Here is a 19,672-nt window from a genome sequence, read left to right as displayed (position 1 = left end):
CACCGGCTCGCACGGGCGGGTGGCGCGTGCCGCCCATCCGCCATTGGGGAGCAGGGTTGTCTGAGTCGTCGGGACATGTCGTTATCGCCCCGGACAAGTTCAAGGGCTCGCTGACCGGTGCCGAGGTCGCCGCGCGGATCGCCGCGGGTCTCGGGCCCGGCGTCGCCACGGTCGCGCTGCCGGTGGCCGACGGCGGTGACGGCACCGTGGACGCGGTCGTGGCCTGCGGGTTCACCCGGGTCGAGGTCGAGGTCACCGGCCCCGTCGGTGAGCCGGTACTCGCCTCCTACGCCTGGCGCGACGCCCTCGGGGAAGGAGACGTGGCCACCGCGGTCGTCGAGCTGGCCGAGGCGTCAGGGCTGCGGCGGTTGCCGGCCGCCTCGGGGCCGGCAACCTCGGCGGCGGGCTCGCTCGCGCACGAGGGCGTCGAGACGGCACCTCTCACCGCGACCAGCCACGGCACCGGCGAGCTGATCGCCCACGCCGTACGGCGCGGGGCCCGGCGGATCGTGCTCGGTCTCGGCGGCAGCGCCTGCACCGACGGGGGCGCGGGCATGATGCGGGCGCTCGGCGTCCGCTTCCTGGACGCCGACGGGCGGGAGCTCCCGTTCGGCGGAGCCGCCCTCGGCGACCTGGCAAAAATCGATAAATCCGGCCTTATCAAGATTGATGATGTCGAGTTCGTCGTCGCGGGCGACGTGGACAATCCGCTGCTCGGTCCGCACGGAGCCGCCGCCGTGTACGGGCCGCAGAAGGGCGCGAGCCCCGACGAGGTGAGGCTGCTCGACGCCGCCCTCGCCCGGCTGGCCGCCGTCGCCGCGCACACCCACGGCCTGGTCGGGGCCGCCGAGCACGACGGCGTCGTCCGTTCGATGGGCGTGGCCGGGCAGCCGGGCGCCGGCGCCGCCGGGGGAGTGGGATTCGCCGCGCTGGCCTTCCTGGCCGCCGAGTTCCGGCCCGGCATCGAGTACCTCCTCGACCTGCTCGGATTCCACGACAGCCTGGAGGGCGCGCGCCTCGTCGTCACCGGTGAGGGTTCGCTCGACGAGCAGACGCTGCGCGGCAAGGCGCCGGCGGGGGTCGCGAGCGCCGCGGCCAAGGCGGGGGTCCCCGTCGTCGTGGTCTGCGGGCGCCGGGCTCTCGGCGACGAGGAGCTGAGCGCGGCGGGCATCACGGCCGCCTACGCGCTCACCGACATCGAGCCCGATCCGGCCGTGTGCATGTCGCAGCCGGGCCCGCTGATCGAACGGCTCGCGCGCACGGTCGCCGAGAGGCACCTTTGAGCACCGCTCCGGCGACGTCCGGGCGCGGCGGGAAAGAGGGCCGCGGGAGCGGGAAGGGAACACCGGGTACGGGCGCTCGGACCGGCGCGTGCCGCGGCGAGAAGCAGGCAGGAACGGAGAGCCGATGAGTGCGAGGGCTGAGGACGTGCCGGATCTGCTCATCCGCTCCCGCCGGGCCGTGCTGCCCGGGAAGGAGGGGCCGGCGGCCGTCGCGGTCAGGGACGGGAAGATCGTCGGGGTGCACGCCCACGACGCCCGGTCGAACGCCGCCGAGCAGGTCGACCTCGGCGACGTCGCGCTGCTGCCGGGCCTCGTCGACACCCACGTGCACGTCAACGAGCCCGGCAGGACCCACTGGGAGGGATTCGCCTCCGCCACCCGGGCCGCCGCGGCGGGTGGGGTGACCACCATCGTGGACATGCCGCTCAACTCGCTGCCGCCGACCGTGAACGCGGACGCCCTGGCGGTGAAGAGGAGCGCCGCGGACGGGCGGTGCGCGGTGGACGTCGCCTTCTGGGGCGGCGCGATCCCCGGCAACGTCGCGGACCTGAGGGCGCTGCACGAGGCGGGGGTGCGCGGGTTCAAGTGCTTCCTGTCCCCGTCGGGAGTGGAGGAGTTCCCGCCGCTGGACACGGACGGGCTGCGGGCGGCCATGGTGGAGATCGCCTCCTTTGACGGCCTGCTGGTCGTGCACGCCGAGGACCCCGCGCTGCTCGCGGACCCGGTGGGGCCGCGGTACCCGGAGTTCCTCGACTCCCGCCCGGGGGAGGCCGAGCGCCGTGCCGTCGAGCGGGTCGCCGAGCTGGCCGCGGAGACCGGGGTGCGGGCGCACATCCTGCACGTGTCGTCCGCGCTCTGCCTGGAACCGCTGGCCAGGGCCAGGCGGCAGGGGATCAGGCTCACCGCGGAGACCTGCCCGCACTACCTCACGCTGGTGGCGGAGGAGGTGCCCGAGGGCGCCACCCAGTTCAAGTGCTGCCCGCCGATCCGTGCCGCGGCCAACCGCGACGAGCTCTGGCGCGGGCTCGCCGACGGGGTGCTCGGCTGTGTCGTCTCCGACCACTCGCCCTCCACCCCCGACCTGAAGGTGCCCGACTTCGCCGCCGCCTGGGGCGGTATCTCCTCCCTGCAGCTCGGCCTGACCGCGGTCTGGACCGAGGCGGCGCGGCGCGGGCACGGTCTGGGCGACGTCGTGCGCTGGATGGCCACCCGCCCGGCCGAACTGGCCGGGCTGCGCGGCAAGGGCGCCATCGTCGAGGGCGCCGACGCGGACCTGGTCGCCTTCGACGCCGACGCCGTGCACACCGTGGACGTCGCCAGGCTGCACCACAGGAACCCGGTCACGCCCTATCACGGCAGGACGCTCACGGGCGTGGTCCGCACGACCTGGCTGCGCGGCCGGGCCGTGGGGAAGGACTTCGGCGGCGTCCTGCTTTAGCGCTCCCACGGCCGGGACTCCGCCCCTCGCGAGAAAGGTTCTCTTCTTGATCGAGTTCACCGCACTGCCCGACCTCGCCCTGCGTGCCCTCGGTGGCTCGGTGATCGCGGCCAACGACGAGTCCTTCGCGGAGAAGGAGAGCCTCATCAGGCCGGGGCGCCCCGGCTTCCGCCCGCACACCTTCGGCGCCAAGGGCCAGGTCTACGACGGCTGGGAGACCCGCAGGCGGCGCGAGCCCGGCCACGACTGGGCCCTGGTCAGACTCGGCATGCCCGGGGTGATTCGGGGTGTCGTGATCGACACCGCCTGGTTCAAGGGAAACTACCCGCCGCACGCCTCCGTCGAGGCGTGCGAGGCCGAGGGCCATCCGACGGTCGCCGAGCTGGAGGCGGCAGACTGGGTGGAGATCGTTCCCATGAGCGACCTCAAGGGGGACGCCGAGCACTTCTTCGAGGTGTCCGGAGAGCGCCGCCACACCCACGTGCGGCTGAACATGTTCCCCGACGGGGGCATCGCCAGGCTGCGGGTGCACGGCGAGGTCAGGCCCGACCTGTCGGTGTACGAGGGACTCGGCCTGGACCTGGCCGCACTGGAGAACGGCGCGCTCGTCACCGCCTGCTCCGACGAGTTCTACTCCTCGCCCAACAACGCCATCTCCCCGGGCCTCGCCCGCCACCAGGCCGAGGGTTGGGAGACCGCCCGCCGCCGCGACGGCGGCAACGACTGGCTGGTCATCCGCCTGGCGGGGCCCGGGATCGTCAGGCTCGCCGAGATCGACACCACCAACCTGGTGTTCAACGCTCCCGCCGAGGTCTCCGTCGCCGGCAGCGCGGACGGCGTCACCTGGTTCCCGCTGCTGCCCAGGACCCGCCTGCTGCCCGACACCCGGCACCGCTTCCGCGTCACCGACGCGCCCGAGGCCGCGTACGCCAGGGTGGACATCCACCCCGACGGCGGTCTCGCCAGGATCCGCCTGCACGGTTTCCTGACCGAAGGCTGAGCGCGCGGAGGTCCGCCCCGGCGCGGGTACCGGACCCGCCCGGCCGTCAGTACCAGATGGTGACCTCGGTGCCGACCGGGACGGTCTGGCCGCCCGGCGGGATCTGGGCCAGCACCCTGCCCTTGCCCAGGGTCCGCCTCAGCTTCACCGTGACCCCCGCGGCGCGCAGTTCGTCGCGCGCCGCCCTGAAGTCCTTGAACATGATGTTCGGGATCTGCACGACGTTGCCGCCGTCGCCGGGAGGCTGCTCGCCGTTGTTCTCCCAGGGCCAGTGCCACTCGCTGGCGCACTGCGAAAGGGTCAGCCGGACCACGGCGCCCTTGTCGGTCTCGGCCTTGGGCCGGGGATCCTGGGCGATGACCGTGCACGGCTGGGCGGCGTCGGTCTGCTCGACGAACTCGGGAACGAATCCCGCCCCGCGCAGCACCCCGTCCGCCTGGTCGCGGGGCATGCCCAGGACGTCCGGCATGAGCAGGCCCGCGCTGATGACCAGGTCGACCTTGCTGCCCTCCTTGACCGGGTTTCCCACGGCCGGCACGGTCCGCATCACCTGGCCGCGCGGCACGGTGTCGCTGGCCTGCTTCCTGACCTTGCCGGCGACGAGCGAGTCCTCCGCCAGTCTGCTCCTGGCCTGGGGCTCGGTCATGCCCACCACGTTGGGCACCGCGACCCGCTTGGGGCCGGCCGAGGCGATCAGGATCAGCTTGCTCCCCGGCTCGGCCTCGGTGCCCGCCACGGGGTCGGTGCGGAGCACGCTGCCCTTGGGCACCTTCTCGTCGTGCTCGGCCTCGCCCTCCTCGACGGTGAAGCCGCGCTGCCTGGCCTCGCTGGTGGCGACCGTGATGTTCTTGCCCACCAGGGTGGAGGGCACCACGATGGTGGTGCTCTGCGAGAACAGCCAGCCGGTCACCCCTACCGCGATCACCATGACCACGGCCAGCGCGAGCAGGAACCAGCGGGCGCCGGACATCCTGCGCGCCGTGGGCGCGGGCGCCGGCTGGTCGCCCACCGGGCCGGTGGGCAACTCGACGCGGGGCTGGATCAGCGTGTGGTTGGCCGGCGCGGGCGGTGCGGACACGACGGTCTCGTGGGCGTGCGGCGGCCCGACGGGGACGGACGGCACCGGACCGCTCTCCCTGGGCAGCATCCGGTGCGCGTCGACGGCGGCGACCAGCAGCGCGGTGGCGTCCGCGGGACGGTTCGCGGGATCGCGGGCCGTCGCCCTGGCCACCAGGGTGTCGAGCAGCGGGGGAGAGCCGGGGAGCAGCGCGGAGGGCACGGGCACCGTGTCGTGTACGTGCCGGTAGGCCACCGACATCGGGGTGTCGCCCTCGTACGGCTGGCGGCCGGTCAGGAGCTCGAACAGCATGATGCCGGCCGCGTAGACGTCGCTGCGGGCGTCGGCGGCCCCCGAGGTGACCTGCTCGGGGGACATGTAGCCGATGGTGCCGATCATGACACCGGTGCGCGTCTGGTTGGTCGCCTCGATCGCGCGGGCCAGGCCGAAGTCCACCACCTTGACCCGGCCGTCGTCGGCGAGCAGCACGTTCTCCGGCTTGACGTCCCGGTGGACCAGGCCCGACTGGTGGGCGGAGCCCAGCGCGGCGAGCACCGGGATCATGACTTCCAGTGCCTCGCGGGCGGGCAGCCTGCCACGGTCGCGGAGCACGTCGCGCAGGGTCCGGCCCGGCACGTACTCCATCGAGAGGTAGACGTTGTCGCCATCCGTGCCCTGGTCGAAGACGTGCACCACGTTGGGGTGCGACAGGCTCGCCACCGACTTGGCCTCGCCGATGAACCGCCGTACGAAGGCGGGGTCCTCGGCGAGCGAGCGGTGCATCACCTTCACGGCGACAGTGCGGTCGAGCCGGATGTCCAGGGCCAGATAGACGGTCGCCATTCCGCCCCGGGCGATCCGGGACTCGACGCGGTAACGCCCGTCGAGGAGTTTCCCGACCAGGGGGTCCGTAAGCGTCGTGTCCACGTGGCCGAGTTTACGGGCGATTTGACGCCGACAGGGTCCCTGAATCCCAAACCGATGCCGAGACGTGGTCGTTTTCTATCGATGAAGAGGGGAGGAGGCTTCCGCGTAGCGACGCCGGGGTATCCGTCCGGCCAGGCGGGCCGCCCGGCCCGCCGCGACGGCCGAGCGCATGGCCTGCGCCATCAGCTCCGGACGCTGTGCACGGGTGACCGCGGTGGCCAGCAGAACCGCGTCACAGCCCAGCTCCATGGCCAGTGCCGCGTCGCTGGCCGTGCCGATCCCCGCGTCCAGGATCACCGGCACGCTCGCGAACTCCACGATCAGCTCGATGTTGTGCGGGTTGCGGATGCCGAGGCCGGAACCGATGGGCGCCCCCAGCGGCATCACCGCCGCGCAGCCCGCCTGTTCCAGCCTGCGTGCCAGCACCGGGTCGTCGCCGATGTAGGGCAGCACCACGAACCCGTCGGCGACCAGCCGCTCGGCGGCGTCGAAGGTCTCGATGGGGTCGGGCAGCAGGGTGCGCTCGTCGGCGATGACCTCCAGCTTCACCCAGTTCGTCTCCAGCGCCTCCCTGGCCAGCCTGGCGGTCAGCACGGCCTCCCCGGCGGTGAAGCAACCCGCGGTGTTCGGCAGCACCCTGATGTCGCGCCGGCGCAGCACGTCGAGCACCGAGCCCCGCGCGGCCGGGTCGAGCCGCCGCATCGCGACGGTGGTCAGCTCGGTCCCCGAGGCGGCGAGCGCCGCATCGAGGATCTCCAGGGACGGGGCGCCCCCGGTGCCCATGATGAGACGGGAGGAGAACTTCTCGCCGCCGATGATCAGATCGTCCACCATGCCGCTCATCCTCCCTGAACCGCGGTGAGCACCTCGACCCTGTCGGCCTCCGCGAGCGCGGTGGCCTCCCAGGCGCCGCGCGAGACGACCTCGTCGTTCACCGCGACGGCCACCCCGCTCCGCATGCCGGTCAGCCGCTGCACGGCCTGCGCGACGGTCGCCCCGGCGGGCAGCTCGTGCGCGGCGCCGTTGATGGTCACGTTCATGACAGCTCCTGCGGTGGGTGCTCCTGGAAGCGGAGGGGTGAGCAGATCGAGGAGAGCTCCGGGTCGCTCTCGCCCGAGCAGAGGTCGGCGGTGAGCGGGGCGAGCAGTACCCCGCCCCGGTGGTGCCCGGTGGCCATGTGCAGACCGGGCACGATCGTGGGACCGACCAGCGGCAGGTTGTCCGGGGTGCCGGGGCGCAGTCCCGCGACGACCTCGGCCACCTCCAGCTCGGTCACGCCGGGGACGAGCTCCCGCGCGTCGCGCAGCAGCTCCCACAGCCCGCCGGCGGTGACGCGGGTGTCGAAGCCCATCTCCTCCTGCGTGGCGCCGAGGACGACCTCGCCGTCGCCGCGCGGCACCAGGTAGACGTTCGAGCCGTGCACGACCCCGCGCACGCATCGCCGCAGGATCGGCGCGGGGGAGCGCAGCCGCATGATCTGGCCCTTGACCGGCCGCACCGGGGGCAGCGCCTCGGGCGGCATCCCCGGCAGGGAACCCGACCAGGCGCCGGCGGCGAGGACCACCCGCTCGGCCCCGACGCTCTCGCCGGTCGCCAGCCGCACCCCGGTGACCGCTCCGGCGGCCGTGAGCAGCCCGGCCACCCGGGCGCGCACCAGGGTGCCGCCCGCCCGCTCCAGGGCGGTGAGGAGCGCGCCGGTGACCTTCCTGGGGTCCACCCAGGCGTCGCCGCCCGCCAGCATGCCGCCGCGGACCGCGGGGGCCAGCATGGGTTCCAGGCGGCGGCACTCGCGGCCGGTGAGCCGCTCGGCGGACAACCCCAGCTTGGCGACGAAGGCGGCGAGATCGTCCAGCGCGGCCAGATCGTCCGAGCCGAAGGCGACGTCGAGGGTGCCGTCGGCGCGGTGGTCGAGGTCGTGCCCGCTCGCGTCCGCCAGTTCGGCGGCGAAGGCGGGCCAGCGTTCCAGGGAGGCCAGGCCCAGTCGCAGCAGCGGCTCCTCGGTGTAGGTGACCTCGCTGACCGGGGCCAGCATGCCCGCCGCCGCGTGCGAGGCGCCGGAGGCGGGCGCGGGGTCGGCCACCGCCACCTTCAGTCCCCGGCCGGCGGCACGCCAGGCCACCGACAGTCCGATCACCCCCCCGCCGACGACGAGGAGGTGGAAATGGTCCGCCATGTGTACTCCGCTCCCTTCGCCGGCATGACCCGGATCAGGTTCGTGGCGGTCGAGGGCCCGCTCGCGGTCGTCTCCGGACCTGGCTCGCGCCGGGTCCTTCGTCGCTCCGCGGCCCTCCTCTCAGCCCGGTGCGTTCCGGGCTCCCGCGCGTCTTCCCCCCACCCTAAGGGGTCCGGCAACACGCTTAGAGCGTCAGATGTGAGGTAAATACCGTTTTCGTTATCAACGACCGTTGGTAGGAGTACGGTGCTGACGCTTATGGTCGGGAAGTGTGAATCATGTCGTGGTGGTAGGCGCCGGTCTGGCCGGCGTACGCAGCGTCGAGGCGTTACGGGCCCGCGGGTTCGGCGGCAGGATCACGCTGATCGGGGAGGAGCGGCACAGACCGTACGACCGTCCACCCCTGTCCAAGGGGGTGCTGCTCGGCGAGACCGACTCCACCGTCGTCGACTCCGACCTCGACGCGCTCGAGGTCGACTTCCGCGCGGGCGTCTCCGCCAAGGGGCTCCACCCCGGCGTGGTCGAGACCACCGAGGGCGAGCTGGCCTACGAGGGCCTGGTCATCGCCACCGGCGCGCGTCCGATCCGGCTGCGCGGGGACGGCCCGCAGCACGTGGTGCGCACCATCGACGACGCGCTCCGGCTGCGTTCCCTGCTCGGCAGGGGGACGAGGGTCGCCGTGATCGGCGCGGGCTGGATCGGCGCCGAGGTGGCCACCGCCGCCCGCAGGGCGGGATGCGCCGTGACCGTGATCGAGGCGGCCGACGTCCCGCTGTCCGCCGCGCTCGGCCAGGTCGGCGCGTACACCGCCGCCTGGTACGCGGAGGCCGGCGTCGACCTCCGTCTGGGCACCATGGTCGCCTCGGTCGACCAGGGGGGACTCACCCTGGCCGACGGCTCCGCGGTCGAGGCCGACGTGGTCGTCACGGGCGTCGGCGTGCGGCCCGCGACCGAGTGGCTGGCCGGCTCCGGCGTCCGGCTCGACAACGGCGTGGTCACCGACGAGCACCTGCGCACCTCGCTGCCCGGAGTGGTCGCCGTGGGCGACTGCGCGGCCTGGTGGTCGCGCCGCTACGGGGTGCGCCTCCGCGTCGAGCACTGGGACACCGCCCTGGGCGCCCCGGACGTGGCCGCGGCCACGCTCGTCGGCGACGTCGCCGTCTACGACCCGGTCCCCTACTTCTGGTCCGAGCAGTTCGGCCACATGGTCCAGTACGCCGGGTACCACGACGGCGCCCGCCTGATCCGGCGCGGCGACCCGGAGGCCGAGGGAAACACCAGGTGGGCGGTGTGCTGGGTGACCGAGGACGACCGGCTCGCCGCGGTCCTCTCGGTCAACCGCCCCCGCGACCTCGTCCAGGGGCGCCGCCTCATCGAGGGCGGACGGCGCCTCGACGTCAATCGCCTCGCCGACCCTGCGATAGCGTTGCGCGACTGTACGGTGGCGTAACCTCGCCGCCAGGTGTTTGGCGAAGGGCTCGATGTGGTAGTGGTGGATTCGTGACGCTTTCTGTTGCGCAGATCGACCGGGAGACCGACCAGTTGGTGGGCGAGTGGCTCACCCTGACCGAGGTTGCCAGAAGGCTCAACCTGAGCGCCGGTCGCGCCAAGCAACTTCTCAAGGACCGCAAGCTCATCGGAGTGCGCAGGGGCGGTGGCGAGCCACAGGTCCCCGCGGCCTTCCTCGCCGGCGGGGACGTCGTCAAGGGGCTGCCGGGCACTCTCACGGTGCTCCTCGACGCCGGATACGACGACGTCGAGTCGCTCCGCTGGCTTTTCACCCCCGACGACACGCTGCCGGGCTCGCCGGTCGACGCGATCGTGGCGGGCCGCCACACGGAAGTGAAGAGACGTGCCCAGGCCCTCGGTTTCTGACGCCCGTCTGTATCTGTGCACCGACGGACGGCGCGACCGGGGAGATCTCGCGGACTTCCTCGACGCCGCCCTGGCGGGCGGGGTCGACATCGTGCAGCTACGCGAGAAGGGTCTTGAGGCGCGCGAGGAGCTCGACCTCCTCGCCGTCTTCCGCGAGGCCTGCGACCGGCACGGCAAGCTCCTGGCCGTGAACGACAGGGCCGACATCGCCTACGCGATCCGCCCCGACGTGCTCCACCTCGGCCAGGGTGATCTGCCGGTGCCGATCGTGCGCGACATGCTCGGCGACGACATCCTCATCGGGCGTTCCACTCACGCCCCCGAGGAGGCGTCCGCCGCGGCGGTCGAGCCCGGCGTCGACTACTTCTGCTGTGGCCCGATCTGGCCGACGCCCACCAAGCCCGGCAGGCACGCTCCGGGCCCCGGCCTGCTCAGGCATGCCGCGGCCCTGGAGACCGAGCGGCCCTGGTTCGGCATCGGCGGCATCGACCTCACCAACCTGGACGAGGTCGTCTCCCACGGGGTGCGCCGGGTCGTGGTGGTGCGGGCGATCACCGAGGCCGACGATCCCAAGGCGGCGGCGGAGGAGTTCAGGCGGAGGCTGGCGGCCTCCGCCTGAGGTCCTTCCGCCCGGCGGGAGCGTGCCTCCGGCTGGGCGGACGGGACGCCGAGGGCACCGGCCCGGTGCACGGATCAGGCGCGCGGTTCGGGTGCGTGGCCCGGACGCGCGGTTCAGGTGCTCCGGGAGGTGGCGGCCACCGCGAGGTCGGCCAGGGCCTCCCGGGCGTCGGGCCGGATCGGGGCGCCCTCCAGCGAACCGAGGGCGTTCTCCAGGTACCCCTTGATCAGGTCCTCGCACGCCACGAGAGCCCCCGTCTCCTCGATGATCCGGCGCAGCCGGTCCACTCCGGCCTCGTCCAGGTCCGGGTCGCCGAGCGTGGCGCGTACCACCTGTGCCTGGGAGGCCGAGGCGGCGGCGAGCGTGCGGGCGATGAGCATCGTCCGCTTGCCCTCGCGGAGATCGTCGCCCGCCGGTTTGCCGGTCTCGCCCGGGTCGCCGAACACGCCGAGGATGTCGTCGCGAAGCTGGAAGGCGATGCCCACGGACCGTCCGTACTCCTCGCAGAGCCGGTCGATCCAGGGTTCCCTGCCCTGGGCGGCCAGTACCAGCCCGAGCCGGAGCGGCTGCTCCACGGAGTACTTGCCGCTCTTGAAGAGGGCGACCCGCAGCGCGCTGTCGAAGGTGCCCTCGCCGTGCGCCTGCTCCAGCAGGTCGAGATACTGGCCGCACATCAGCTCGGTGCGCATGTCGTCGTGCACCTTCTGCGCCGCCGCCAGCGAGGCGGCCGGCAGGCCGCTGTTGCGCCACATCTCACCGGACCAGATGAGCATCAGGTTGCCCAGCAGAATGGCCGCACCCTCGCCGAACTGCTCGGCGGAGCCGTGCCAGCCCGCCTTTCTGTGCAGTTCCTCGAACCTGCGGTGCGCCGAGGGCATGCCCCGGCGCAGGTCGCTGGCGTCCATCACGTCATCGTGCACCAGGGCGCTCGCCTGGAGCAGCTCAAGGGAGGCGGCCGCGGCGAAGAGCGCGGGGTCGTCGCCCCCGCCCGCACCGTGCCAGCCCCAGTAGCAGAAGGCGGGGCGCAGCCGCTTGCCGCCCGAGAGGAAGTCTTCGGCCGCGGAGACAAGAGGGGCCAGCTCTGGAGCGCTGACCTGCGGACGCTGCTGTTCGACGAACCGCCGGAGAGCATGGTCGACCTCGGACCGGATCATGTCCAGCGCGGTTGCAGAAGTGATCATCGAATACCTCCGGTATGGAAACCCTGGGCTTCAGCTCTGGGGAGGAAACGCGGTACGGTGCCGCACGCCCCGGCACCGTGTCCGGCGGTGATGACCCCCCGACCACCGTACGCATGGCCGGCACGAGCCTGCCCGCCGGGGCGGTGGAGAGGCGGAACGGTTGCGGGGCCGGTGCGAGACACGACACCTCCGGGTTTCGCGCGACTGGTCATGAGGCAGGAAACCCAATCTATGAAAGTTGGGATCCTCCGGCTTCGGCGCCGGGATGAGGTCAAGTAATGAGATTAACGGTCTAAGGGGATATTTCGATCTAGGAGAACGGTTGTTCCGCGTGAAGGTCACTCCGTGGGCGGCCGCGATCTGATCGGGCATCCGAGCGGCCGGGTCGGTATCCTTGCCCCATGGCTCTGGGTCGCCCGTCCGTTCTTCCAGATCGTGTCGCCACCGTCCGCGAACTCCTCGCCGCCGGTGCCCACTCGTTCTCCTTCGAGTTCTCCCCCCCGAAGACCGATGAGGGAGCGCGCCAGCTCTGGCGTGCCGTCCGCGAGCTGGAGGCGCTGCAACCCACCTTCGTCTCCGTCACCTACGGTGCCGGAGGCAGCACCCGCGACCGCACCGTCGACATCGTCGAGCGGATCGCCCACGAGACCACACTGACCCCGGTCGCCCACTTCACGGCCGTCAACCACTCCATCCGCGAGCTGCGCCACCTGGTCGGCCGGTTCGCCGGGGCGGGCGTTCGCAACATCCTCGCCGTGCGGGGCGACCCGCCGGGCGACGTGACGGGCGAGTGGGTGCGCCACCCCGAGGGCGTCCTGTACGCCGAGGAGCTGGTCAGGCTCATCCGCCAGTCCGGCGACTTCTGCGTGGGCGTGGCCGCCTTCCCCTACAAGCACCCCAGGTCGCGCTCGATCGAGTCCGACACCGAGTACTTCGTACGCAAGTGCCGGGCGGGCGCCGACTACGCGATCACCCAGATGTTCTTCCGCGCGGACGACTACCTGCGGCTCCGTGACCGGGTGGCGGCCAGCGGCTGTGACACACCGATCATCCCGGGCATCATGCCCGTCACGCAGATGAGCACCATAGCCAGGTCGGAGCAGCTCTCCGGCGCGCCGTTCCCGCCCGAGGTGGCCGAGAGGTTCGCGGCCGTCGCCGACGACCCGGCCGCCGTGCGCAGCCTGGGCATCGAGCTCGCCGCCGAGCTCTGCCAGACCCTGCTCGACGAGGGCGCGCCCGGCATCCACTTCATCACCTTCAACCGCTCCAGCGCGACCCGCGAGGTCTTCCAGGCGCTTGACCACACGCCGAAGGCCCCTTCGCTGGGGGGCTGAGCGGGAAGTCTCCCGCTGGGCGGCTCAGCCGTCCAGCGGGAGGACCGCCCCGAGGATCGCGTAGCGCTCGTGCCCGCCGGGGAAGACGAACTGCGTGAGCAGGTCCGCGAAGCCGAGGCTCCGGTAGAGGTGCCGGGCCGCGGTGGGCCGGTCACGGGTGGACAGCACGGCGGTGCGCTCCAGGCGGCCCGCGCATATTCCCATGATCATTGACCGTCCGATGCCCTTGCCCTGGTAGTCGGGGCGGACGTGGATCTCGGCGAGCTCCAGCGCGTCGCCCAGCCAGCCGCGGGCGCTGCCCTCGCCGTGCTTCTCTGCGAGGGCCCGCCGGACCACGTCGTGCCACCACTGGCCGGAGACTCCGTGGAAACCGTAGGCGATGCCTACCGGGGTGCCGTCGGAGAGCTCGGCGAACAGGCAGGTGAAGGCGGGGTTGGTGGCGTGGTTCCCCATGATCGCCTTGCGGCCGGCGATCTGGTCGGCGGGCGGGTTCATCGCCTCGGTGTAGACGTCAAGGACCGCGTCCAACCGGAGCGTGAACTCGTCGGGGCCGATCCGTCGCAGTCCGATCACGCGTCGCACCCTAGCAGGGAGGACATGACGCGGGTCATCGCCGGATCGCGGTCACTCGACCTCGACGGGGACTCCGCCGGTGATGCGGACGAGCTCGTCGAAGGAGGTCGGGAAGACGGTGTGCGGGTGGCCGGCGGCGGCCCAGACGACGTCGTACTTGCCCAGCCAGGTGTCGACCAGCGTCCTGACCGGGGCGGGGTGGCCGACCGGGGCGACGCCGCCGATGACCTGACCGGTGGCCGCCCGCACGAAGGCGGGGTCGGCGCGCTTCACCTTCGCCACACCGGCCGTCCTGGCGATCAGGTCGGTGTCGACCCGGTGGGCTCCGCTGGTCAGAACCAGGAGCGGCTCGCCGTCGGCGTCGAATATCAGGCTGTTGGCGATGGCGCCGACCTCGCAGCCGAGCTGCGCGGCGGCGCTGGCGGCGGTCGGGGTGGCCTCGGCGAAGGTGACGATCTCGCCGGGGACGGCGTGCTCACGGAGCACGGCGGCGACTTTCTCAACGTTCGGATGCAACTTTTCTGGCACCTGGCCACTCTAAACGGGTTGACCGTTGATTTCCGCTTCATAACCGGTCACTTGCACGGGGAACCCGTGCGCTATGGTCCCTTGACCTGATCCATAGTGATATGAGGAGTTGATGGAAAGTGGGGGTTGGACAGCGGCTGGGAGCGGCCGCGCTGATGACGGCGGGGGCCGTGCTCCTCTCTTCCGTGGGCGTCACCCTTTCCGCGGGCGTCGCCGAGGCCCAGGCCGCGGTCTCGGCCGCGCCGACCGTCGCGACGAGGACCGAGGCGTCCCGGTTCGTCGCACCGGGCAAGACGCTCAGGCTCGGCGCGAAGGGCGCCCCGGTGAAGGCGCTCCAGGAAAGGCTGGCCGAGCTCGGCTACGCCCCGGGCAGGATCGACGGCCGCTACGGCGGTGCGACCCTGACCGCGATCTGGGCCTTCCAGAAGGTCAACGGCATCTCGCCGACCAGCACGGTGGCGCGCAGGACCTGGCAGGCCCTGGAGAGTCCGTTGGCGCCGAAGGTGCTCGTCCCCGGGGGTAAGCCGACCCGGGTGGAGGTGAACCTCGCCACCCAGGTGATGGTCCTCTACGTCAACGGTGCGGTGCGGCTGATCAGCCACACCTCCTCGGGCAGTGGGATCGCCTACTGCGAGACGGCCACCTGGGAAGGGAAGACCCAGCGGTTCTGCGGCGACGCCCGCACGCCGACGGGCGACTACAAGACCACCTGGCGCAGGGACGGCTGGCACAAGTCCTACCTGGGCCAGCTCTACAACCCGATCTTCTTCAACGGCGGTATCGCCTTCCACGGCGCGCTGTCGGTGCCGCTGGCACCCGCCTCCCACGGCTGTGTCCGGTTGCCGATGCACGTGGCGGAGGTCCTTCCCGGTCTGCTCGGCACCGGGGTTCCGGTGCACGTCCGGGGCAGGTTCGCCCGGTAGCGCGGCGGATCGGGCGAACCGGCGGGCGGATCGGCGCTCGGCGAGCGGAGGCCCCGGGAGACGGAGATCTCCCGGGGCCTCCGTCATGTCTGTCATATCGGAAGATCGAACTTTTGTTCGCTGTTTTACTTGACAGTATTAGTGGTCGAATTTATGTTCGATGTAATGACGCGGGTCTCGTAACCCGTGTCCAGGGTGGTCGGCCGGATCCACGTCGTCGGAGGAGACGATCGGGCCCAGGCCGGGGCGGACGGGGAGAGGGGAAGCTCCTCGTCCGGCCACCCGGTGGATTTGTCGGTGGGGTCTGCGAATGTTGACACCGCCGGTGAAAACGCCGGGAGCCGCTTGCGACCAAGGAGGCTGACGCACATGACCCCTCGGCTCGGCGATTCCGGTGGGCCCCGACTCTCCCCCACGGTGCGGGCGCACCTCACAGACGCGCGCGACTGTCTCGAAGAGGCCGCCGCCGCCCGGACCTCCGCCGCTCGTTATGTCGCGGCCCACCTCGCGGCGCTCAGGGCGGCCGCCGCGGTCCTGGCCGCGCGCCCCCGTCCCATGCAGGGCCGCAGGCGCAGGCTGCGCAGCGCCTGGGAGCTGCTCCCCGAGGCCGAGCCCCGGCTGGCCGAGTGGGCGCCCTACTTCGAGACGAGCGCGGCCAAGCGGGCCGCCGCCGAGGCGGGGCTGACCCGCACGGTGTCGTCGCGAGACGCCGAGGAGCTCATCTCCGAGGCGGAGCGCTTCGTCGCCGAGGTCGAGAACCTGCTCGGGGTGCCGGCGCAACCCGTGCTCCCCGGCCACGTCCCCCTGGCGGGCTAGGGTCCCTCTCCGTCCTGGCGAGGGTCGGCCGGACGGTGTCGCGGTGACCGTCGACGACGCGGGGGGCGCCGTCCGGCGGGCCTCGGCGGGCAGGGCCCGCGGCGGTCTACGCCGCCGAGGAGTTCTCCTGGACGGCGCGGTGGCGCAGCAGGAGCATGGCGGCGTCGTCGCCCAGCGGTCTGCCCACGTGCTGGAGCAGGTCCGCGCGGAGCGCGTCCAGCGACCCCTGAGGGTCGTCCTCGCCGTCCAGCAGGTGCGCCCGCTCCGGCAGCGGGTAGAACTCGCCGAACCCGTTGCGCGCCTCGATGACCCCATCGGTGTAGAAGAGGACCTGGTCTCCCGGCTCGAAGGGGATGTGGTGCGGCTGCGGCTTGCTGGCCTGTAGTGCGCTCATGCCCAGCGGCAGGGCCTCATCCGGCGGGTCGGCGAACCAGATCGTGCCCTCGGCGTCCAGCACCATGGGCGGGGGGTGGCCGCAGTTGATGACGGCGATGGTGGAACCGCCACGGATCTCGGCCAGCACGGCGGTCACGAACTGCTCGCCGGACAACTCGCGGGTCAGTGCCTTCTCCAGCCGTGCCACGACGCCCTGTAGCTTCTTCTCGTCGTGGGCCGCCTCCCGGAAGGCGCCGAGCACCACGGCCGCGGTCTCCACCGCCTCCAGGCCCTTGCCCTGCACGTCTCCCACGATGATCCGGACCCCGTGCGGGGTGGTGACGACCTCGTACAGGTCACCGCCGATCCTGGCCTCGGCCGTGGCGGAGGTGTACGAGACGGCCACGCCTATGCCGGGACCGGCGCGGCGGGGCACAGGGCGCAGCAGCACCCGCTGGGCGGCCTCGGCCACCGAGCGCACGTCGGCGAGCTGGCGTTCGTGGCGCAGCCGCCCGGCGCTGGCCAGCACGCTGGCCACGGTGACGCCGAGGATGGCGAACATGGTGATGTTGGTACGCGGTGTCCAGAGGATGTCGTTGTAGAGGCCGAGCGCGACGCACAGCACCAGGGCGACGACGCCGATCACGGTGGTGCGGGCCAGGCCGCAGGCCACACTGGCGAAGGCCGGGCCCAGGGCGAGCAGCGGGAGGAGGCCGGACGTGGGACCCGAGCCGAAGTCGATCACGGCCACCACGGCCATGACGACGAACGGCAGCAGCTTCAGGGTGTCCTGGGTCCCGGTGGTGCCGATCGACGCCAGCAACCGCAGGAAGGTGCGCGTCTTGGTCGATCCCAGCGACACCATGACCGAGTCGAGACGGCTTTTTGAGCGCGGTCGAGAGTGATCGAGCCGATCATCTCCCGAAGTCATGTCCACCGTATCTCGCCAATCGAATGTTTGCCTTTTCCTACCACAGTGGCCGTGGGCCGGGGCGGAATGCAGCTAACGTTCTGCTGAGAGCAAGATTTTTCGGGGCGGGGTGGGCACGCCGGTTCCGGCGCACCCACGACCGGTCAGACGGTCAGAAGGACTCGACGGCGCGACGTGCCTCGGGGTCCAGGACTCCCCAGCCGATGAGCTCCTCGGTGAGCTCGCTGGGGGACTTGTCATAGATCACGGCAAGGGAGCGGAGGTCCTCCTGGCGGATGGACAGCACTTTGCCGTTGTAGTCGCCGCGCTGGCTCTGGATGGTGGCCGCGTAGCGGGCAAGCGCACCGGCCTTCTCCTTGGGGAGCTGGGCAAGGCGCTCAAGATCGATCACAAGTTTCGGTGTCGGGCCCAGCGGGCTGGGAGCAGCCCCTCCGGGCAGCAACTCCGAGACCGGCACCCCGTAGAAATCGGCCAGCTCGGCAAGCTTCTGCACGGTGACGGCACGGTCGCCACGCTCGTAGGAGCCCACGACGACCGCCTTCCAGCGTCCGCGGGACTTCTCTTCGACTCCATGCAGGGACAGGCCCTGCTGGGTGCGAATGGCGCGGAGTCGTGCACCCAGCGACTTGGCGTACTCAGACGGCATGGTGTGGCCCCCCGGCTCTGTATGTACTGCTCTCAACTTGATTGTGCTACCTCGCAACTTATGCCCCGGTCACCGGGTTGACGCCCGGGGAGGCGTCTTCGATGACCGGTGCGTCAGGGTTCACCCGATAACGCCACGAGGTGTGGTTACGGACAGTGACGGTAAAGCTGTGGGCGCCTAAGGTCAAGCTGATTGGAAAAAAGATGTCGAATCCGGTCCGATGTGGTCCGCCTCAAACGCGGTAGTTGTCCTACCGTGCATCGCGAAACCTCTAGTTTTTACGGGATTTTCGCTGGATTCTGGCTTCTTCTGGAGGATTCGGGCAACATCATCTTCGGGTGCGGCGACAAGAGTATGATCTTCGACGACGCGGCCGGGAGGAATACCCGGTGCGACGATCCCGTCCATCCGGACGGTGCGGATCGGCGGTGTGCCCGCATGCCGGTCGAGGCTCGCCGGGGCCGTCTCCGCGGCGCCCCGCCGACGGGAGCACCGCGGGCGCCTGCCTCGCCCGACGCCCCGATCGGGAGGCGGGCGAGCCGGGTTCCTCACCTCGGCGGTGCCTTTCGTGGTGGCGATCCGCCCGGTCGCCGGGAGGGCTCAGATGCCGTCGCGCTCCAGCGGGCAGCTCATGCAGCGCGGGCCGCCCCGGCCCCTGCCGAGCTCGCTGCCCCGGATCGTGATGACCTCTATCCCGTTGCGGCGCAGGTGGTTGTTGGTGGTGGTGTTGCGCTCGTAGGCCACGACCACGCCGGGTCGCAGGGCCAGCACGTTGCAGCCGTCGTCCCACTGCTCCCGCTCGGAGGCGTACACGTCCTGTGTCGCGCTGAGGACCTTGATGTCGTCCAGGCCGACGGCCCGCGCGATGGCTCTGTGCATGTCCTCGGGGGGATGGTCGGTGATCTTGAGCTCCTTCTCGTTGTCGCCGGGCTCGACGGTGTAGGAGGGCAGCATGCCCAGCCCCGCGAACTTGGTGAACACCCCGACGTCCACGTTGGTCATCACCGTGTCCAGGTGCATGAAGGCCCGCGCCTTCGGCATGTCCAGCGCGACGATCCTGGTCGCGGCGCCCTTCGCGAACAGGCTCCGCGCGAGCATCTCGACGGCCTGCGGCTGGGTGCGCTCGCTGATCCCCACCAGCACCGCGCCCCGGCCGATGACGAGCACGTCGCCGCCCTCGATGGTGGCCGGAGCCGCGGGGATGCCGGGCATCCAGACGTGGTAGCCGCCCTCCTCGGGCCGGTCGTAGCCGGAGGCGAAGGCGGGGTGGTAGCGGTAGATCGCCTCCATGTTGACCGTCTCGCGGCGGCGGGCCTTCTTCCTCATCGCGTTGATCGAGACGCCGTCGTAGATCCAGCAGGAGGTGTCGCGGGTGAACAGGTGGTTGGGCAGCGGGGGCAGGACGAAGTCGTCCGGCCTGAGCGTGTGGAAGGCGAGGCTTTTGGGATCGGTGCCCATGTCCACCAGTTCGCGCTTGGTGATGCCGCCGGTGAGATAGCGCTGGAGCATCGTGGAGTCCATCGAGTCCAGCGCGTTGCGGATGGCGTCGACGGCCATCGGGCCGAAGTAGCGTTCGTCGGCGATGCCGTCCAGGATGTGCTTGCGCGCCTGGGGGATCTCGACGGTCTCGTGGAGCAGGTCGGAGAGCATGTGGACGGTGACCCCCTGGTCGACCAGGAGCCTCTGCCACTCCTCGTGCTCCTCCACCGCGCGCTGCACCCACAGCACGTCGTCGAAGAGGAAGTCGTCCTTGTTCGAGGGCGTGAGCCGTTTCAGGGCGAGTTCGGGCCGATGAAGCAGGACCTGGTGGAGCCGGCCGACCTCGGAGTCGACGTGAAAGGCCATTTCTCTTCCTTCGCGGCTGGTGACGAGAGAGTCGGGAGGGCGGCGCCCCGGACGCCGTGGGTCTCTGTGGGTCTCTGTGGGCCGCTGTGGGCCTCCGTGGGCGCGCTCGCCATACCTCGCGTTGGTACGGATCTAAAGCGCATACCCG

At 71.4% G+C, this 19,672-nt stretch carries 19 protein-coding genes; 9 read left to right on the top strand and 10 right to left on the bottom strand.

Features of this window, described 5'->3' with window-relative positions:
• The first annotated feature begins 56 nt into the window (after positions 1 to 56).
• The 3 genes from AB0J58_RS12310 (at position 57) to alc (ending at position 3,721) form a co-directional block, all read left to right on the top strand.
• Positions 57 to 1,283 (top strand): glycerate kinase, encoded by a 1,227-nt coding sequence (locus tag AB0J58_RS12310; RefSeq protein WP_364213920.1) that lies wholly within the window; start codon positions 57 to 59, stop codon positions 1,281 to 1,283.
• A 124-nt stretch (positions 1,284 to 1,407) separates the two neighbouring features.
• A complete protein-coding gene (gene allB, locus AB0J58_RS12305; RefSeq protein ID WP_364213917.1) occupies positions 1,408 to 2,721 on the top strand; it encodes an allantoinase AllB in 1,314 nt (437 codons plus the stop codon).
• 46 nt (positions 2,722 to 2,767) lie between these two features.
• Entirely contained in the window at positions 2,768 to 3,721 is a 954-nt protein-coding gene (gene alc, locus AB0J58_RS12300; RefSeq protein ID WP_364213914.1) for an allantoicase, read from the top strand.
• Between the two features lie 46 nt (positions 3,722 to 3,767).
• Here the strand turns inward: alc and pknB are convergent, their stop codons facing one another.
• The 4 genes from pknB to thiO form a co-directional block, all read right to left on the bottom strand.
• Complete coding sequence (gene pknB / locus AB0J58_RS12295; RefSeq protein WP_364213911.1) at positions 3,768 to 5,705, bottom strand: Stk1 family PASTA domain-containing Ser/Thr kinase; 1,938 nt, start codon at positions 5,703 to 5,705, stop codon at positions 3,768 to 3,770.
• Positions 5,706 to 5,780: 75 nt separating this feature from the next.
• The gene (locus AB0J58_RS12290) at positions 5,781 to 6,539 is read right to left on the bottom strand and encodes a thiazole synthase (protein ID WP_343979663.1); all 759 of its coding nucleotides are present in this window, start codon (positions 6,537 to 6,539) and stop codon (positions 5,781 to 5,783) included.
• Between the two features lie 5 nt (positions 6,540 to 6,544).
• On the bottom strand, positions 6,545 to 6,745 hold the full coding sequence (thiS, locus tag AB0J58_RS12285; protein ID WP_030910039.1) for a sulfur carrier protein ThiS: 201 nt from the start codon (positions 6,743 to 6,745) through the stop codon (positions 6,545 to 6,547).
• On the bottom strand, positions 6,742 to 7,878 hold the full coding sequence (gene thiO / locus AB0J58_RS12280) for a glycine oxidase ThiO (RefSeq protein ID WP_364213908.1): 1,137 nt from the start codon (positions 7,876 to 7,878) through the stop codon (positions 6,742 to 6,744). Before thiO ends, thiS begins: the two co-directional genes overlap by 4 nt.
• A 271-nt stretch (positions 7,879 to 8,149) precedes the next feature.
• Between thiO and AB0J58_RS12275 the strand changes: the two genes are divergently transcribed.
• From AB0J58_RS12275 to thiE, 3 genes are read left to right on the top strand one after another with little or no spacing between them, the layout of a single operon-like run.
• Positions 8,150 to 9,328: an FAD-dependent oxidoreductase gene (locus tag AB0J58_RS12275; protein ID WP_343979655.1), complete on the top strand. Its 1,179-nt coding sequence runs from the start codon at positions 8,150 to 8,152 to the stop codon at positions 9,326 to 9,328.
• Between the two features lie 50 nt (positions 9,329 to 9,378).
• Positions 9,379 to 9,753, top strand: a complete 375-nt coding sequence (locus tag AB0J58_RS12270) for an Rv2175c family DNA-binding protein (protein ID WP_343979651.1) — start codon at positions 9,379 to 9,381, stop codon at positions 9,751 to 9,753.
• Positions 9,731 to 10,372 (top strand): thiamine phosphate synthase, encoded by a 642-nt coding sequence (gene thiE, locus AB0J58_RS12265; RefSeq protein WP_364213905.1) that lies wholly within the window; start codon positions 9,731 to 9,733, stop codon positions 10,370 to 10,372. The genes AB0J58_RS12270 and thiE overlap by 23 nt, the downstream gene beginning before the upstream one ends.
• Before the next feature lie 113 nt (positions 10,373 to 10,485).
• Here the strand turns inward: thiE and AB0J58_RS12260 are convergent, their stop codons facing one another.
• Positions 10,486 to 11,553 (bottom strand): polyprenyl synthetase family protein, encoded by a 1,068-nt coding sequence (locus AB0J58_RS12260; protein WP_364213902.1) that lies wholly within the window; start codon positions 11,551 to 11,553, stop codon positions 10,486 to 10,488.
• Between the two features lie 401 nt (positions 11,554 to 11,954).
• On the opposite strand from AB0J58_RS12260, the gene metF reads away from it, so the two are divergent.
• Positions 11,955 to 12,887 carry a methylenetetrahydrofolate reductase [NAD(P)H] gene (metF, locus tag AB0J58_RS12255; protein WP_343979644.1) on the top strand — a complete coding sequence of 311 codons (933 nt, stop codon included), beginning with the start codon at positions 11,955 to 11,957 and terminating at the stop codon, positions 12,885 to 12,887.
• Positions 12,888 to 12,911: 24 nt separating this feature from the next.
• On the opposite strand, the gene AB0J58_RS12250 is transcribed toward metF, so the two are convergent.
• The gene (locus tag AB0J58_RS12250) at positions 12,912 to 13,460 is read right to left on the bottom strand and encodes a GNAT family N-acetyltransferase (protein ID WP_364213899.1); all 549 of its coding nucleotides are present in this window, start codon (positions 13,458 to 13,460) and stop codon (positions 12,912 to 12,914) included.
• 51 nt (positions 13,461 to 13,511) lie between these two features.
• Positions 13,512 to 13,946 (bottom strand): YbaK/EbsC family protein, encoded by a 435-nt coding sequence (locus tag AB0J58_RS12245; protein ID WP_364214114.1) that lies wholly within the window; start codon positions 13,944 to 13,946, stop codon positions 13,512 to 13,514.
• A gap of 161 nt (positions 13,947 to 14,107) precedes the next feature.
• Here AB0J58_RS12245 and AB0J58_RS12240 point away from each other — a divergent pair, with 161 nt between their 5' ends.
• Both AB0J58_RS12240 and AB0J58_RS12235 read left to right on the top strand, forming a co-directional pair.
• Positions 14,108 to 14,911, top strand: coding sequence for a L,D-transpeptidase family protein (locus tag AB0J58_RS12240; protein ID WP_364213896.1), 804 nt, complete (start codon positions 14,108 to 14,110; stop codon positions 14,909 to 14,911).
• 369 nt (positions 14,912 to 15,280) lie between these two features.
• Positions 15,281 to 15,727: an SAV_6107 family HEPN domain-containing protein gene (locus AB0J58_RS12235; RefSeq protein ID WP_364213893.1), complete on the top strand. Its 447-nt coding sequence runs from the start codon at positions 15,281 to 15,283 to the stop codon at positions 15,725 to 15,727.
• 106 nt (positions 15,728 to 15,833) lie between these two features.
• On the opposite strand, the gene AB0J58_RS12230 is transcribed toward AB0J58_RS12235, so the two are convergent.
• The 3 genes from AB0J58_RS12230 to AB0J58_RS12220 all read right to left on the bottom strand — a co-directional run bounded on the left by AB0J58_RS12230 (position 15,834) and on the right by AB0J58_RS12220 (position 19,524).
• Positions 15,834 to 16,967 (bottom strand): PP2C family protein-serine/threonine phosphatase, encoded by a 1,134-nt coding sequence (locus tag AB0J58_RS12230; protein WP_343979633.1) that lies wholly within the window; start codon positions 16,965 to 16,967, stop codon positions 15,834 to 15,836.
• A gap of 217 nt (positions 16,968 to 17,184) precedes the next feature.
• Positions 17,185 to 17,679, bottom strand: a complete 495-nt coding sequence (locus AB0J58_RS12225; protein WP_030910010.1) for a transcriptional regulator — start codon at positions 17,677 to 17,679, stop codon at positions 17,185 to 17,187.
• 600 nt (positions 17,680 to 18,279) lie between these two features.
• The gene (locus AB0J58_RS12220; protein WP_364213890.1) at positions 18,280 to 19,524 is read right to left on the bottom strand and encodes an arginine deiminase; all 1,245 of its coding nucleotides are present in this window, start codon (positions 19,522 to 19,524) and stop codon (positions 18,280 to 18,282) included.
• Positions 19,525 to 19,672: the final 148 nt, after the last annotated feature.

Source organism: Streptosporangium sp. NPDC049644, assembly GCF_040675205.1.
Classification (GTDB): domain Bacteria; phylum Actinomycetota; class Actinomycetes; order Streptosporangiales; family Streptosporangiaceae; genus Streptosporangium; species Streptosporangium fukuiense.
This window is presented reverse-complemented; position numbering and strand designations above follow the sequence as displayed.

Excerpts from the sequence above, each read along its gene's own strand:
- AB0J58_RS12235 (WP_364213893.1), top strand. The coding sequence starts at position 15,281 with ATGACCCCTCGGCTCGGCGATTCCGGTGGGCCCCGACTCTCCCCCACG.
- AB0J58_RS12290 (WP_343979663.1), bottom strand. The coding sequence starts at position 6,539 with ATGGTGGACGATCTGATCATCGGCGGCGAGAAGTTCTCCTCCCGTCTC.
- thiS (WP_030910039.1), bottom strand. The coding sequence starts at position 6,745 with ATGAACGTGACCATCAACGGCGCCGCGCACGAGCTGCCCGCCGGGGCG.
- AB0J58_RS12260 (WP_364213902.1), bottom strand. The coding sequence starts at position 11,553 with ATGATCACTTCTGCAACCGCGCTGGACATGATCCGGTCCGAGGTCGAC.
- metF (WP_343979644.1), top strand. The coding sequence starts at position 11,955 with ATGGCTCTGGGTCGCCCGTCCGTTCTTCCAGATCGTGTCGCCACCGTC.
- allB (WP_364213917.1), top strand. The coding sequence starts at position 1,408 with ATGAGTGCGAGGGCTGAGGACGTGCCGGATCTGCTCATCCGCTCCCGC.
- AB0J58_RS12220 (WP_364213890.1), bottom strand. The coding sequence starts at position 19,524 with ATGGCCTTTCACGTCGACTCCGAGGTCGGCCGGCTCCACCAGGTCCTG.
- AB0J58_RS12230 (WP_343979633.1), bottom strand. The coding sequence starts at position 16,967 with ATGGTGTCGCTGGGATCGACCAAGACGCGCACCTTCCTGCGGTTGCTG.
- thiO (WP_364213908.1), bottom strand. The coding sequence starts at position 7,878 with ATGGCGGACCATTTCCACCTCCTCGTCGTCGGCGGGGGGGTGATCGGA.
- AB0J58_RS12225 (WP_030910010.1), bottom strand. The coding sequence starts at position 17,679 with ATGCCGTCTGAGTACGCCAAGTCGCTGGGTGCACGACTCCGCGCCATT.